Consider the following 15208-nt stretch of genomic DNA (forward strand, 5'->3'; position numbering starts at 1 on the left):
CCGGCGACGCCGGTGGGCCGCATGTCGTTTCAGCCCCCCGGTCAGGCGGCCAGGTCCTGATCGCGTCGGCGTCCGATCCGGTGCGCCAGCCGTACGTGGGTCGTCAGCACCTCGTGGCTGGGGAACACCCACTCCCGGCCGTCCGCGGCGCGCACCCGCAGACCGGTGCGCCCCAGTGTGTACGTCACGTCGGTGAAGCGGCGGACCGTGTCGTCGTGGTGGACGACGACCAGTTCGTCGGCGGGGAGCATGCCGTTCACCTCGATCCCCGGCGGCGGGGACACCGGCGAGCCGGGATCTGGGCCATGGCGCCTCCTTCGGCGGTACGCCGGGCGACGGACGGGCGCCTGCGGCGGTGATCTGCGGGGCGGGCACCGGGGCGTCTGGACCGGCCGGCCCCGGGGTGTGCATCCATGGTGCGCCGGTTCGGCAACCTGGCCAGTCGCCTGCGCGACAGCGTCCGAAACCAGGCATCGTGTATCAGGTATGGGCAAGCCGGGCGGACGCCCACCACGGATCGGCCGACACTGATCCACCGGCATAGCATTGCCCCGTGTCTGCCGCCCAGCGCCGCCCTTCCGCCCCGCAGCGCGGCGAGCCCGAGCCGGCCCGGGCCGCCACCGACCATGGCCCGGCCGCAACCGATCATGGCCCGGCCGCCACCGATCACGGGCCGGCCGCAACCGATCATGGCCCGGCCGCCACCGATCACGGCCCGGCCGCCGCCGAGGTCCAGCCGGTCCGGCGCCGCCTCGCTCACCGGCGCCGGACCGTCGCGCTGGTCACGGCAGCCGCCCTGCTCGTCTGCCTGACCGCCGCCTCGTGCCGAGACAAGACCACCGGTGTCACGCTCGGCACCGCCACCCAGGGCACGGTCGCCGAAATCGTCGAGGCGCCCGGCTCGGTGACCGCGCGGGCCGCCGCCACCGTCAACGCCCCGGCTGATGGGAGCCTCGCCGAGCTGCGCGTCGATGCGGGTGATCGGGTCCGCAAGGGGCAGGTCGTGGCTGTCATCGACTCGCCCGCCACGCAGCGGCGGCTGCGCGACGCCCGGCGGGCACTCGCGCAGTCGTCCGGCGGCACCCGCGTGCCGAGCGGCGGCAGCGCGGGAGTCGCGGCGGCGCAGCGCCGTGCCGATGCGTCCGCCGCGGACGCGTTCACCGCCGCCCGGGACGCGGCCCGTCAGGTCAGCGACCCGCAGCTGCGCGCGGCACTGCTGACCCAGCTCGACGCCGCCCGCCGCCAGTACGCCGCGGTGTCGCAGACCGCCTCGGCGGCGGTGCGTTCCGTGCAGCGCGGCGTGGCGAGCCTCGGCCAGGCCGTCGGCGCGCTCGGCGTCGCGCAGCGGATGCAGGCCCAGCAGGCGTACGGCCTGGCCGAGGCCGCCGTCGACGCGCTGACCCTGCGGGCACCCGTCGCCGGGGTGGTCCAGCTCGGCGGCACCCCGTCCGGCGGCGCGACCTCCCTGACCGACCTGCTGTCCACCGGGGCGGGCACGGCCGCCGGAGCGGGGGCGGGCGCCACCGGGCCGTCCCTGCCGGGTGTCGACGCGGCCGTGCCCGAAGGCGCCGCGGTCAGCGCCGGCACCCCGATCCTCACCGTGGTCGACGTGGACCGGCTCGGGCTCGCCGCGGACGTCGACGAGACGGACGTGCTGCTGGTGCGGCCGGGTGTCCGGGCCGACATCGAACTCGACGCCGCCACCGGCGCGACCTACCGGGCCACCGTACGAGCGGTCGACCTGCTGCCCACCACCTCGTCGCGCGGCGGCGTCTCGTACCGGGCGAGGCTGGACCTCGGCGCGGGCCGGTACGCCGACGGCCGCCCCGCCCCCACCCCGCGGCCCGGCATGAGCGCGGTGGTCCGCCTGCAGGTCCGGCAGGCGACCGACGCGGTGACCGTGCCCGCCGCCGCGATCGTGGACGCCGACGGCCGCGACATCGTCTGGGCGGTCCGGTCCGGCCGCGCCGAGCGGGTGCCGGTCACCCTCGGGGTGCAGGGCGAGGACGTGGTGCAGGTCGTCGCCGGGGTACGGACCGGCGAGCGGATCGTGGTCGGCGGCGCCGATCAGGTCCGATCCGGCCAGGAGCTGCCCCGGTGACCACACCCGCGATCCTGGCCACCGGGATCACCCGCACGTACGAGCTGGACGGGGTGTCCGTGCCGGCGCTGCGCGGGGTGTCGCTGACGGTCGAGCCGGGCGACTACGTGGCGATCGTCGGCACCTCGGGCTCGGGCAAGTCCACCCTCATGCACCTGCTCGGTGCGTTGGACCAGCCGACCAGCGGGCAGCTGCTGATCGGCGGACGGGACGTGGCCACCCTGTCGGCGGGGGAGATGGCCCGGCTGCGCAACGAGACCATCGGCTTCGTGTTCCAGTCCTTCCATCTGCTGGCCCGTACCACCGCGCAGGACAACGTGGCACTGCCGCTGGTGTACCGCGGGATCGGGCGCCGCGAGCGGCGCCGCCGCGCCGCGGCCCTGCTCGACCGGGTCGGGCTGGGGCATCGCGTCGGCCACCGCCCGAACCAGATGTCCGGCGGCGAGCAACAGCGGGTCGCCATCGCCCGGGCACTGGTCACCGGCCCGTCGGTGCTGCTGGCCGACGAGCCCACCGGCAACCTGGACTCGGCCACCGGCCGTTCGGTGCTGGCACTGCTGGAGTCGCTCAACGCGGACGGCGTCGCCGTCGTGCTGGTCACCCACGACCGGGACGTCGCGGCCCGGGCCCGCCGCCAGATCGTCATGCGCGACGGCCTCATCGTTGATGGGCCGCCCGGCGAGGGCGCGCCGTGAGGGTTGCCGAGGCGTGGCGGGTCGCCCTGGACGCGCTGCGCGCCAACCGGCTGCGCAGTGTCCTCACCATGCTCGGCGTGGTCATCGGCGTGGCCGCCGTGGTGGCACTGGTCGCGATCGGCACGGGCACCAAACAGCTGATCGAACGCCAGGTCGAAGGCCTCGGCTCCAACCTGCTCATCGTCGTGCCGGGCCGGCTCGCCGCGGGTGCCGCCCCCACGGTCTCCACGCTCACCCTGGACGACGTCGACGCCGTCACCCGGGTCGTCGGCGACCGGTCCCGGGTGGCGGTCACCGTCCAGTCCGGCCAGACCGTACGCGCGGGCAGCAGGTCCGCCTTCGCCAGCATGCAGGGCGTCCTGGAGAGCACCCCGGACGTCTTCGTCCGGCGGCTGGACCGCGGGAGCTACCTGACCCACTCCGACGTCAGCACCGGCCGCCGGGTGGCGGTGCTGGGCGCCGGTACCGCGCGCACTCTGTTCGGCGACCGGGACCCGATCGGGCGGCAGATCACGCTCGGCGGGGTCCGCTTCCGGGTCGTCGGCACGTTCGCGCCGCTCGGGCAGAGCCTCGGGGTGGACCGCGACAGCGAGGTGCACATCCCGGTCACGGCCGCGCAGCGGCTGCTCGGCACCGACCGCATCGACGCGCTGGCCATCCGGGCGCCTGACCGGGACCGCATCGACGCGCTCGGCGACGCGGTCGTCGCGGCACTGGTCAAACGGCATCCCGACACCGACTTCAGCGCGGTCACCCAGCAGCAGATCCTCGGTGTGCTCGGCGACATCCTGGGCGTACTGACCGGTGTGCTCGCCGCCATCGCGGGGATCAGCCTGCTCGTCGGCGGGGTGGGGGTCTCGAACATCATGCTGGTCAGCGTGCGCGAGCGGACCCGCGAGATCGGGTTGCGCAAGGCCGTCGGTGCCCGGCCCCGCGACATCGGCGTGCAGTTCCTGCTGGAGGCGGTGCTGCTCACCACGGTCGGCGGGGTGGTGGGGATGGGCCTGGGGGTGGGGGTCGCGTTGCTGGTCGACCGGGTGTCCCCGGTGCCCGCCGCGATCACCTGGTGGTCGCTGACCCTCGCGTTCGGTGTCTCGGCCGCCGTCGGGATCGTCTTCGGGGTGGTCCCGGCGCAACGCGCCGGGCGGCTCGACCCGGTGGTCGCGCTGCGCACCGAGTGAGCCGGGCCTATCCGGTCGCGGTGGCTGCCGGTTGGTCGGCGGGCTCACCCAGGATCTGCCGCCGCAGCCGCGGGTACGGTCCCCACCCGTCGCGCAGCACGTGGATGTAGACCGCCTCCAGGGAGACGTCGATGCGATCCACGAGGTCGAGGTCCTCGGGGTCGCCGAGCCGGATGGCCCGCGCGAAATGATCCAGGGCCTCCATGTGCCGCCCCTGGTCGAAGCAGCTGCGCCCGGCGTTCTCGTGCACGACGCTGCGCAGCACCGGCGGCGCCTCCGAACTGGCCGCCACCTCGAACAGGCGGTCCGCCTCGGCGTGGTCGCCGCGCAGCCGCAGGACGTGCGCGAGCTCCGCCTGCGCGATGACGATCGCCTGCACCTCGCCCGAGGACTCGGCGTGGCTGAGCGCGAGCCGGCTGGCCGCGGCGGCCATGCCGAGCTCGTCGAGCAGGCGGTACACCTCCGCCCGTACGGAGAGCAGTCCCGCCCGGGTCGCGTGGTCCGCCTCGCCCGCCAGCGGCTCGTCCAGGCGGGCCCCCAGTTCGCGCAGGGCGTCCCGATCGTCGACGACCTCCCGCAGCGTCCCCCCGTCCAGCCGCCAGCGGATCGCTGCCAGGTCCTCGGCGGACAGTGGCGTGAGCGGACGTACCGGGGTCTTCGGTTCGGCGGGCTCGGGACGGGACATGACCGACGGCTCCGGCCGCCCCGCCGTGGTGGTCCCGGCCGCGCCGTCGGGTTCGGAGTCCGCGGGCAGGGTCGGGTGCGGCACCACGACCGGCTGCTGGCCGGTGGCCAGGTTCGTCAGCATGTCGGTGATGTCGAGGTCGACCACCATCCCGGGGGCACCCGCGGCACGGTCGGCGGCGGCGCTCGGCGCCGTGTCCCCGGTGGCCGCGTCCGGCGCGCCGGTGGTGTCCGGTGTGGTGGACGGCGCGTCGGCGTGCGGGGTGAACCAGCCCCCGGACAGGCCCGCGTCGGCGTACCGGCGCGGAGTGGTGTCCGGGCCGGAGGTGGCGAGCCGGGCGACCGGCTTCAGCGGGACGTCGCCCATGGTCTGCACGGACGGCCGCCCGTCCGGCGGCGGCGCGGTGCTCGGCGGGGCCGGGCTGGCCGGTGCCGCACCGGTACGGTCGGCGCCGGTCGCGGGCCCACCGGGAGGGGAGGTCCGTGGCACCGCGGGCGGGGGTGCCGCCGCTGCGGGCACCACCGGCGCGGGCACCGCCGGTGGGGCCGGAGCAGGGGAGGGAACGACGGGCGGGGGTACCGCGCCCGGTGCGGTGGCGGGTGGCGCGAGCGGTGCGGTGGCGGGTGGCGCGAGCGGTGCGGTGGCGGGTGGCGCGAGCGGTGCGGTGGCGGGTGGCGCGGGCGGTGCGGTGGCGGGTGGCGCGGGCGGCCGGACTGCGGCGGGTACGGCCACACCCGCCGAGGCGGCCTGCGGCGGCACGGGCGGCCGGACCCGCGGCGCGGGCGTGCCACCGGGAACGCCGGATGCGGGCCGGGGGTCCGGCGACGCCGCGGCGGGGAGCGTCGCCGCGGGCGCACCGGCCGGTGCGGGTGACACCGGCGGCACGGCGCCGGTGGGCGCTCCCGTGGCCGCGGGCGTCGCCGTGGGCGGGCTGGGTGCCGCGGCGGGGCTGGTGCCCGGCGGGTTCGCCGTCGCGGCCGGGTTCATACCGGGCTGGACGGTCGGCGGGGCGGGCTGGATCACCCGTGCCGGTCCCACCTGCGGCGTGGTGCCGACGACCCGCGGCGTCGCGGGCGGTTCTGCCTTCTTGAGCACCCGGGGAGCGGGCGGCGGCGTGGCCTTGCTGATGACGCGCGGCGCGGTCGGCGGGCTCGCCTTGCTGAGCACGCGCGGACCCGTGTCGACCGGCCCGGGCTCGGCCCGCCGCTCGTCGCCGCGCGCGTCGTCGCCACGCGGGTCCTGGTTGCCGCGTTCGCGGCGCGCCCGCGCGGCGGGGTCGAGCGGCTGGTCGTACTCCCTGGAGGCGGGCTCGAAGGGCTGGTCGTACTCCCGTGCGGCGGGGTCGAAGGGCTGGTCGTAGTCGCTTGCGGCGGGCTCGAGCGGCTGGTCGTACCGGTCGGGATCCGCGGCGCGGTTCTGGCGGAACGTGCGTTCGCTGTCCCAGCGACCGGAGTACGGCTCCCGTTCGTCGTCCCACGGCTCGGCGTCGCCGGTGTGGTCGCGGCGCGTGTCCCCGACCGTGGCGCCACCGCGGGCCGCCGGGGGCGGCGACCAGCGTTCGTCGTCGTCCGCGGCAGCCGGGCGATCGGCCAGGGGAGCCGCGTCACGCTGGGTGACCTCCGGGGGCCGTCCCGTCCCGGCCCAGCCCGGCGCGCCGTGTCCCGGCCGTTCCCACGGCGGTCCGTCCCAGCCGGGTTCGGTGAATCCGGGACCCCACGGGCCGGGGAAGCCGGGGCCGGTCCAGCCCGGGAAACCGGATCCGGGGAACGGCCCACCGGTCCACCCCGGGATGCCGGGCCCGGGGAACGGGGCACCGTACTGCTCTGTTCCCTGCGCGGCGGGATCTCCCGGCTGCGCCCGGTGACGGCGCGGGTCGGGTGGCAGCAGCTCGCCCTGCAGCACATCGTCGCGACGTTCGTCGGGAGGTGGGCCGCCCCGCCGGACGTCGTCCGCGGGTCCGCGCCGGGACCGGTCGTCGCCCTCGCCACGCGGGCCGCGGCGTTCCTCCGGCCGGGTCCGGCCGTCCTGCCGGTCGCGGCGCGGCTGGCCGGGCCCGTGCCGTCCGGCATCGCGCCGCTCGCGCCCGCTCCGGTCCGCCCAGCCGGTCTCCCGGTCGCGGTCGATCCAGCCGGTCTCCCGGTCGCGGTCTATCCACCCGGTCTCCCGGTCGGCGGGCTCCGCCCACCCGGTCTCCCGGTCGGCCCGACCGGTCCAGCCGGTGTCGTCGGGCCAGTCCCCGGTGTCGTCGGGCCAGTCCCCGGTGTCGTCGGCCCAGCCCGCGGGGCGCTGGCTCGCGCCCTGCCGGTCGCCACGGCGTGGGTCGTCGCGGCCCGGTGCCACGCGGTGGCCGGGCTCGTCGGCCCAGGCCCCGTCGCCGCCCCGTACTCTGCCGTCGGGCCGTGGCGCCTCGTCCGCCCAGCCGGTGTCGTCGCCGTCGTTGCGGCGACGGTCCGGCCAGACGGTCTGGCGGCCGGAGCCGGACCGTGCATCCAGGGGGCGTCGGCCCTCGCCGTCGCGCTCATCCTGGCCGGGGTCGTTCGTGCGGCGCGGAGGCAGGTAGAGGTCGAGCGGCGCGTCACTCACGGGCTGGTTGGGGACCCGGGCGCGACCGGAGGCGGGCCGGTCCGCCGGGTGGGAGGGCGCGCCGTCGTACTCGCCGGGGCCGCCACCGGTGCGGCGCCCGCCCGGCCGGCGGATCGGGCCGTCGTCCGGGACGGGGTCCCACCCGGCCACGTCCGCTTCGGGGGCACGGCGCCGCGGCTGCCGGTCGCGGGGGTCGTCCCAGTCGGCGGCGGGCGCATCCCAGTCGTCGTCCGCCGTGTCCCAGTCGTCGGCCTGCTCGTCCCAGTCCGCGGTCGGCGTGTCCCAGTCGGCCGCCGGAGTGTCCCAGTCGTCCTCTCGCCCGTCCGGGTCCCGGTCCTCGGCACCGGTGCGGGGCCCGCCGCGCCCGCCCCGGCTCGCGAACGCGGGGTCGTCCAGCCAGCTGGGACGTTCGGCGTCGAACGCGGCCCGGATACGTTGTTCACGATTCGCTGACTGTGCGTTATTTCGCTGGCGCCGTTGCCGACGGACCGCGAGCTCGTCGTTCGCGTACTCCTCGTCGGCGTCGTCGGCCCATGGGCCGCCTCCGCCAGCGCCGTTGCGGCGCGACGGTACGGGCCGGTCCACGTACGCATACCGGTCGTGGGCGATCGCGGTGTTGTCGGCGTACCCGACGGCCTGGTCGGAGTATTCGGCTTCCCAGTACTCGTCGTCTTCGAAGCTCATCGGGCCCCCTCGGCGGGGTGCCCGTCGCGCCGGTGGCCGGCGGCGGGCAGGCGGTCGCCGGGAAGGCGCCGTCCGCTCCGGTGCCGCATTCGTGCCCCCAGTCCTCGCCGCGTCCCTGTCCGCGCGCCCGATACCACCTTTCCACGCGGCTGAGAGGGAAGGTTAACCATGGGTTTATGGCGTGCGCCAGGGCCCCTGGAAGCGCTTCACCCACCCCGCGGGCGTCGGTGGCATGCGGGCCCTCCCGGCGCGGTGGTACGCCGGAGGTGTCCCGTCAACGGACTGTACGCACGGGCGTGCGGTCTGGTTCACCCGACCGGCCAGCCCGTACACCCGGTCGGTGGCAATTGACCATCCGTTGATGTGGTCCCGGTATGTGAATGCGTTTCTCATCATTCGGGGATTGGGGGGTGCGCAAATGGCGTACCGAAATTAAGCAACATTTAATGCGGCATCCGGACCCGGGCCGGGAGGCGGCCGCGGAACCGTCGTGGATCACCGAGCCTGCGATCACCGTACGTAATTGCAGATGATGTGCGCAGGGTTACCGATGGTGGGTCCGGGCCGTGTGACCGGCATGGGCAGCGCCACCGGCACCCCGCCAGCAGCTCGACCGAACCGGGGCCCGCCTCCCGCGCGCTACTGCGCCACGGTGTCGCGCCCGCGGACCGTCCCGGCGGCCACGTCGGAGCCGGGCGCCGGGCGCAGCAGCGCCGCGCCCGCGACCAGCAGGGCCAGCGCCGCCGGAGCGGTCACCGGCAGCACCAGCAGGGTGGCGGTCCGGCCGTCCAGCAGCCCACCGAAGCCCACCGTGGAAACCCCCAGCACGCCGAGGGTGCACAGGAGCATCCCGAGCGCCGACCGCAGCGGGTACCCCCCGCACGTCGCCGCCGGCGGCCGGGGCGCGTCGAATCGCCGGAAGACGCTCACCAGCACGGCCGTGCACAGCGCCGCGGCACCCAGCCACAGCGGCCGGGTCAGCCACCACACCGGTCCGCCCGGTGCGCCGAGGTCCCAGCCGCGGACCGCGACCACCCCGACGACGGCGAACGCGGCGCCGAGGTGCCACAGGAACGCGGTCATCGCCAGGCCGTTGGCGGCGACCACCGCCCGCCACACCCGCGCCCGGGCCAGCCAGCGGGTCGCGGGCCCGCGCAGCAGCAGGACCAGCCCGGTCAGCCAGACCGCGTGCGCGGCCAGCGCCAGCGTCGGCGGTGACATGTTGGACACCGCGTCGCCGGGCACACCCACCATCGACACCGGGTACGGCCCGGCGCTCGTCAGCACCACCAGGGCGAGCAGGCCGGCGCCGGCCAGCCACCCGGCCAGGCGCCGGCCGCCGCGCTGGAGGGTGCCGTCGGCGTACAGGAAGCCGAGCTGGTGCACCCCGGCCCACACCAGCAGCAGGTTCAGGGTGGCCAGCCGGGTGTGGCCGCCGGTGAAGCGCAGCACGTCGACCGCGGCGGTGGCGGCCAGCAGCGCAGCGGGCACCGCGGGCGCCCGCCTGCCGAGCCGCCGGTGCAGCGACCACAGCGGCGGGGTCAGTGCCACCAGCGCCAGGTAGACGCCGAGAAACCACAACGGCTGGGTCACCGTACGCAGCGCCACCCGCACCAGGCCCGCGTCCTGCCCGGCCAGGCCCGCGACGGTGGCGAGCGCGAGCCACACCGCCAGGAACACGGCCGTGGGCCGCAGCAGCCGGATCGCGCGGGCGCGGGTGAAGTCGGCGTACCCGCCCCCGCGGCGGCGCACCGACGCCCAGGCCGTGCCGTGCGCGAACCCGCCGACCAGGAAGAACACCGGCATGACCTGCAACAGCCAGGTCAGCGGCCGCAGCGCGGGCACGGCGGACAGCACGTTGCCGACCGCGACCGAGCCGTCGGCCGCCACCACGGGTACGGCCATCAGCCAGTGCCCGAAGATCACCGCGGCCAGCGAGACCACGCGGAGCAGGTCGACGTACCGGTCACGGCTCGCCGGGGTGCGTGCGGCCAGCTCGGCGGCACGCGGCGCGCGGGTACGGGGGGCCGGGACGGCCGCGCGGTGGGTACGGGATCCGGGGGCGACGTTCATGACCGGCAGCCTGCCGCCCGCGCGGCCCGCGCGGATGAGTGCGCGTACGCAGACCCGCCCGAGTACGGTGCCCCAACATGCCTGGGCGCGGCGAGCCGGTCAGGGGTCGAGGAGCCGGTTCGAGCCGAGCACCCGGATGACCCGGACCTCGATCACGACCCGTAGCGGGTTCGGCCGGGGCGGGCGGTAGCGGGCCGCGTACCGCCGTTCCGCCTCGGCGACCGCGGTGGGCTCGGCGCGGATCACCGCGACCCCCTCCAGGGTGCTCCACCGCGCCCCGTCGACCTGGCAGACCGCGACCCGGGCCCCGGCCGGCCCGGCCGCCGCGACGTGGCGCACCTTGGCCGAGGTACGTGAGCTGATCACCCGGGCCAGCCCGGCGTCGGCGTCGAGGGTGGCACCCACCGCGACCACGTGCGGGGAGCCGTCCGGCCGCAGCGTGGTGAGCGTGCACAGGTGGCGCTCGACCCAGAACGCCCGCAGCGCCGCCCCACCGAGATCAAGCCGCCCGCTCATGCGGGTTCGGCGGGGAGGATGCCGCGGCGGACCGCGTCGACCAGCCGGGCGTGGTCGCGCTCGATCTGGTCGGCGTAGGCGCGGGCGAACCGGCACAGCATCTGGTCCATCTTGTCGCTGCCGCCGATGTACCCCGCGATCATGGACGCGCCGCTGGTCCGCGCGTGGCTGCGGGCCAGCAGGTAGCCGCACACCCCCGCGTAGTCGGCCAGCGCGGCCGCGTCGATGCCCTCGACCGTGATCGCCCCCTTCATGTCCCGGAACTGCCGCACGTAGTACTGCTGGTCGCCGATCGTGGCCCAGCCCAGCAGCGGATCGCTGACCGTCTGCAGGGCCTGCTGGTACTCCACCACCCGCTGGCCCTGATGCCGGTGCCAGGCGGCGGCGCCGTGCTGGTGGTGGGCCACCACGGACCGCCGGGCCTGCTTGAGCTGCAGGAAGATCACATCGTCGGGGCTGCTGCCCTCGCACAGGGCGACGTACGCGCGCAGGCCCACCGAGCCGACCCCGACGACCTTGTGCGCGATGTCGACGATCCGGTATCCGCCCAGGATCCGCGCCCAGTGCGGCGGCAGCGTGTTCAGGTAGCCGTCCAGCGCCGCGGCCAGCCGGTCCTGGTCCGTCGCGCTGGGCCGGGTGATCAGCGGCGGTTCCTCGACGATGCGCCGGGTGCCGTCCCGCTCCTCGCAGAAGCGCGGCAGCGCCCGGTCGCTGGTGCGCCGCCGCGCCCGCCGGGCCGCGCGTTCGATCTCGTCCCGGAAGCTGGCCTTGCTGGCCGCGGCCCGCAGCCGGTCGACGTCCAGCCGGTCGAACGAGCGGGCCAGCAGCGGCTGCTCCGCCAGGTGGCCGATCTGCTCGCGGTACTGCTCGATGCAGTGCAGCACGGCGTCGGCACACGCGGTCTCCGCGAAGCCGTTCTGGCGCCCCGCGACGTGCACGCTGACGGCCAGCCGGCGCAGGTCCCACTCCCAGGCGCCGGGATGCGCCTCGTCGAAATCGTTGAGGTCGAAGACCAGTTCCCGCTCCGGGGAGGCATAGAACCCGAAGTTGCCCAGGTGGGCGTCGCCGCAGATGACCGGCGTGATCCCGGTGTACGGCAGGGTCGCGAAGTCGTCGGCCATGATGTTCGCCGAGCCGCGCAGGAACGCGTACGGGGAGGCGATCATCCGCCCCACCCGGATCGGGATCAGCTCCGGCACCCGCCCGGCGTGCGCCGCCATGAGCTGGTGCACCGGATCGATCCGGCCCGGCCCGGGAGCCCAGTGGCCCAGGCCGCCGCGCGGCGAGCGCTCCCGCAGGGACCGGCCCAGGCCGTAGCGCTCGGCGCGCGGGCGGGCGTCGAGCCGCAGCGAGGCGAAGCCCTCCTCGCGGCGGGTGCCCAGCACGACGTGGCCGGTGGCGGAGTCGGATACCGCGTCAACATGCATCCACCTGAGCTTACGGCCGGGAAGACCGGGCACCGGTTACCGCCCGCGACGGCACCGACGTACGCTCAGCGCGTGGATCTCAACGAGTCGGTGCGCACCCCCAAGTCGTGGGTCGTGGTGGGCCTGGACAACGGCGGCACCTGCAACAACGCGACCGTGCTCGACGCGACGGGCCAGTTCCTGGTCGAACACATGACGGAGAGCCCGAGCCGGGTGCAGGAAGGCCCCGAGCTGGCGGTCGAGGCACTGGCCGAGGCGTTCAACTCCGTCCTCGAGCTGACCAGCACCCCGTTCACCCTGGTCCGCGCGGTAGGCCTGGACACTCCGGGCCCGGCGAGTGCCGGCGGGGTGATCTCGTCGAAGGGCTCGACGAACTTCTCCCAGGTGGCCTGGCGCGGCTTCGACATCCGCGGCGCCCTGGAAAAGCGCATCGGCCTGCCCGTGATCTACAACAACGACGCGAACGCGGCCGCCCTGTACGCCCACCACCGGCACTTCGGTGCCGCCTCGCAGCAGCGCTCGTCGGTCGCGGCGATCGTCGGCACCGGCCTGGGCGGCGGGGTCGTGGAGAGCGGCCGGGTCATCCGCGGCGCCGCGGGCATGGCGGGGGAGCTGGGACACGTGCAGATCCCGCTGCACGGGGTGCTGGAGGACGGCCAGCCGATCCCGCAGTGCAACTGCGGCTTCGCCGGTGACGTGGAGAGCATCGCGTCGCTGACCGGCATCACCAACAACCTGCTGCCGTACTGGCTGACCCGGTTCCCGGACCACCCGCTGGCCGCTGAGCCGGTCGCGCGGGCCGCCAAGCTGCTGCGCGGCTACGGCGAGAAGGACGATCCGCTGGCGCTCGCGGTCTTCGGCCAGCAGGCGCGGGCGATCGGCAAATTGTTCACGATCGCGGCGAACTTCACCGACCCGTCGGCGTACTTCCTGGGCGGTGGCGTGGTGGAGGCCGCGCCGTCGTTCCGCGCGTGGTTCCTCGACGTGGTGCGCGAGCACACCCAACTGCGCCGGGAGCAGGCGGTCGCGGCGACATTCGCGCTCGTGCCCGACCTCGACATGGCCGGAGCGCGGGGTGCCGCCGTGGCGGCGCTGGAGTCGGTGCAGTCGGCGTAATCTCCGCTGCGCCCGTCGTAGCACGTGTGAAGCCTCATCGACATCTATGGATCTCGCACGCCCTCTTCAGTAGCGTCGGCCGTGCCGTCCGGGGCGTCGGCCCCGGACGTTCGAAGGGGGACACCAGATGCGACGCAGCATCGCAACCGTCGGAGCCGCCGTGCTCGTACTGGCCGGGCTCGCCCAGGCCACGCCGAGCGCCGCCGCTCCATCCGATCCCGGGCTGAGTCCAGCCGACCGCGCCTCGCTGGCCGCCGGGCTGCCGGTGGCACCCAAGGCCGCCCTCGGCAGCAAGCCCGCCGGCCCGAACCCGTATCTGGCGATGGTGCCCGACGCGGCGAAGGTCGACTACAGCGGCTGGGACCACTACCTGCAGCGGCAGGCGTCCGGCAAGGCCGCAGCCCGCCTCAAGGCCCTGGCCGCCGCGCCCGCCGCGGCCCGCCCGGCCGCCTCCGCCGTGGTCGTCGACGAGGACGAACCGGACGGCAACCGCGGCTCCAACGACGACCCGGCGTCGGCGCAGCTGATCCGCAACTTCGGCACCGGGTCCGGACAGGACTCGCGGCTGCGCATCCTGGGCAGCCTCGACCCCGAGTTCGTCAGCCCGACCACGATCGCGGCAAACCCGGAGGACGACGGCGCGATCCCGCTGGCGGGCGACACCGGCATCGGCGCCGGACGCGACGGGATCGTCACCGACGCGCAGATCGGCGACGGCCCGCACGGCTCCGCGGGTACGGGCACGAACGACTTCGACTTCTACAAGCTCACCGCTCCCGCCGGCAAGGTGGTCACGGTCAAGACCGCGACCCCGAACGGCGCGCTGGACACGGTCGTCGTGCTCTACGACCCGGCCGGCAACGTCCTGGCCGCCAACGACGACTTCGGCGGCAGCCTGGACAGCCAGCTCTCCTACAAGGTGCCGGCCGAAGGCACGTTCTACGCGCTGGTGGCGGCGTACAGCGGGCTGCCGGCCGACCCGTTCGACCCGGCCAGCGGCGACGGCGGCGCCAGCGAGGGCCCGTACACGCTGACCATCACGTCGGCGGCGGACGACACGGACTTCTTCGCGGTCAAGCTCAAGGCCGGCGACGTCCTCGGTGCCGCCGCGAAGGGCGCGAACACCTTCCTCACGGTGTACGACACCACCCCGCGCGAGGTGCACGGCTCGCAGCAGGACGCGTCGTTCATCTACCCGATGGCCTCGCCGCTGCCCGGCGGCGGCAAGCAGGTCACCGACTACGTCGCCACGAAGTCCGGCTGGCACTACGTCGGTGTCTCCGGCGGTTCCGGCAGCTACGACATCACGGTCGAGGGCTACCGGCCCGCGCTGCAGGGTGCCAAGCCGACCCAGACGCTGTACCTCGACTTCGACGGCGCACGGGTGAACACCGCGACCTTCGGCGGGACCGGCAATGTGGACCTGGCCCCGTTCTCGGCGTTCCTCGGCAAGTGGGGCATCGCCCGGGCCGACGAGGACCGGCTCATCGACGCCGTCACCGCGAGCGTGACCGAGAACCTCAAGCAGGACATGGTCGCCAGTGGTCTGAACAGCCGCTTCAAGCTCAAGGTGCTCAACAGCAAGGACGACCCGGACCCGTGGGGCAAGGCGAACGTGAGCCGCATCGTGGTGGGCGGCACGATCGCCGAGTCCGGGGTGCCGACCATCGGCATCGCGCAGAGCATCGACCCGGGCAACTTCGAGACCGAGGAGACCGCGCTGGTGCTGCTGGACGTGCTCAGCAACCCCGCGGGTGACCCCGCGTCGCTGAACACGTACCTGACGTCGGGCAGTGACCGGATCGCCTTCGTCAGCCACGCGCTGGGCAACGTCATCTCCCACGAGGGCGGGCACTTCTTCGGCAACTGGCACACGGACAACTCCGACGCGGTCGCGAACGTGCAGGACGCGGGCGGCGCCAACTTCGACGTGCTGTTCGGGGTGGGCCCGGACAAGGTCGGCGGCACCGCCGACGACCCCGATGTCGACTTCGGCGACGACCGGTTCAGCCCGGCGGAGGGTTTCGTCGGGACCGAGGACACCCTGGGCCGGATCGTGTTCGGCGTGACCAGCTGACGCGGACGGTCTGACCCGGTGGTGGCCGGGGACGCCCACGAGGGGCGCCCCGGCCACCCTCGGCTGCTCC

The 15208-nt window shown here is 75.2% G+C and carries 10 protein-coding genes; 5 read left to right on the forward strand and 5 right to left on the reverse strand.

Translation table 11 applies throughout. The features are described 5' to 3' along the window. Positions 1-41 precede the first annotated feature (41 nt). Entirely contained in the window at positions 42-251 is a 210-nt protein-coding gene (locus ACMCNO_RS16350) for a hypothetical protein (protein ID WP_412750299.1), read from the reverse strand. A gap of 302 nt (positions 252-553) precedes the next feature. Here ACMCNO_RS16350 and ACMCNO_RS16355 point away from each other — a divergent pair, with 302 nt between their 5' ends. From ACMCNO_RS16355 to ACMCNO_RS16365, 3 genes are read left to right on the forward strand one after another with little or no spacing between them, the layout of a single operon-like run. Beyond that, positions 554-2101 (forward strand): efflux RND transporter periplasmic adaptor subunit, encoded by a 1548-nt coding sequence (locus tag ACMCNO_RS16355; RefSeq protein ID WP_412750300.1) that lies wholly within the window; start codon positions 554-556, stop codon positions 2099-2101. Then, positions 2098-2796, forward strand: coding sequence for an ABC transporter ATP-binding protein (locus ACMCNO_RS16360; protein WP_412750301.1), 699 nt, complete (start codon positions 2098-2100; stop codon positions 2794-2796). The genes ACMCNO_RS16355 and ACMCNO_RS16360 overlap by 4 nt, the downstream gene beginning before the upstream one ends. Beyond that, entirely contained in the window at positions 2793-3977 is a 1185-nt protein-coding gene (locus tag ACMCNO_RS16365; RefSeq protein WP_412750302.1) for an ABC transporter permease, read from the forward strand. The genes ACMCNO_RS16360 and ACMCNO_RS16365 overlap by 4 nt, the downstream gene beginning before the upstream one ends. Positions 3978-3984: 7 nt before the next feature. Here the strand turns inward: ACMCNO_RS16365 and ACMCNO_RS16370 are convergent, their stop codons facing one another. The 4 genes from ACMCNO_RS16370 to ACMCNO_RS16385 form a co-directional block, all read right to left on the reverse strand. After that, positions 3985-7929: a hypothetical protein gene (locus ACMCNO_RS16370; RefSeq protein WP_412750303.1), complete on the reverse strand. Its 3945-nt coding sequence runs from the start codon at positions 7927-7929 to the stop codon at positions 3985-3987. Positions 7930-8568: 639 nt separating this feature from the next. After that, positions 8569-10002 carry an acyltransferase family protein gene (locus ACMCNO_RS16375; protein WP_412750304.1) on the reverse strand — a complete coding sequence of 478 codons (1434 nt, stop codon included), beginning with the start codon at positions 10000-10002 and terminating at the stop codon, positions 8569-8571. 99 nt (positions 10003-10101) lie between these two features. Beyond that, positions 10102-10518, reverse strand: a complete 417-nt coding sequence (locus ACMCNO_RS16380) for a pyridoxamine 5'-phosphate oxidase family protein (protein ID WP_412750305.1) — start codon at positions 10516-10518, stop codon at positions 10102-10104. Then, the gene (locus ACMCNO_RS16385; RefSeq protein ID WP_412750306.1) at positions 10515-11945 is read right to left on the reverse strand and encodes a DUF2252 domain-containing protein; all 1431 of its coding nucleotides are present in this window, start codon (positions 11943-11945) and stop codon (positions 10515-10517) included. Before ACMCNO_RS16385 ends, ACMCNO_RS16380 begins: the two co-directional genes overlap by 4 nt. 72 nt (positions 11946-12017) lie before the next feature. On the opposite strand from ACMCNO_RS16385, the gene ACMCNO_RS16390 reads away from it, so the two are divergent. Together ACMCNO_RS16390 and ACMCNO_RS16395 are read left to right on the forward strand one after the other, a co-directional pair. Next, positions 12018-13061, forward strand: a complete 1044-nt coding sequence (locus ACMCNO_RS16390; RefSeq protein WP_412750307.1) for an ROK family protein — start codon at positions 12018-12020, stop codon at positions 13059-13061. Positions 13062-13188: 127 nt separating this feature from the next. Then, complete coding sequence (locus ACMCNO_RS16395) at positions 13189-15138, forward strand: PPC domain-containing protein (protein ID WP_412750308.1); 1950 nt, start codon at positions 13189-13191, stop codon at positions 15136-15138. Positions 15139-15208 lie beyond the last annotated feature (70 nt).

The sequence above is a fragment of the Krasilnikovia sp. M28-CT-15 genome, assembly GCF_047159595.1.
GTDB lineage: Bacteria > Actinomycetota > Actinomycetes > Mycobacteriales > Micromonosporaceae > Actinoplanes.

Coding starts and splice junctions, on each gene's coding strand:
- ACMCNO_RS16350 (WP_412750299.1), bottom strand. CDS start 251: ATGCTCCCCGCCGACGAACTGGTCGTCGTCCACCACGACGACACGGTC.
- ACMCNO_RS16370 (WP_412750303.1), bottom strand. CDS start 7,929: ATGAGCTTCGAAGACGACGAGTACTGGGAAGCCGAATACTCCGACCAG.
- ACMCNO_RS16375 (WP_412750304.1), bottom strand. CDS start 10,002: ATGAACGTCGCCCCCGGATCCCGTACCCACCGCGCGGCCGTCCCGGCC.
- ACMCNO_RS16380 (WP_412750305.1), bottom strand. CDS start 10,518: ATGAGCGGGCGGCTTGATCTCGGTGGGGCGGCGCTGCGGGCGTTCTGG.
- ACMCNO_RS16385 (WP_412750306.1), bottom strand. CDS start 11,945: ATGCATGTTGACGCGGTATCCGACTCCGCCACCGGCCACGTCGTGCTG.
- ACMCNO_RS16395 (WP_412750308.1), top strand. CDS start 13,189: ATGCGACGCAGCATCGCAACCGTCGGAGCCGCCGTGCTCGTACTGGCC.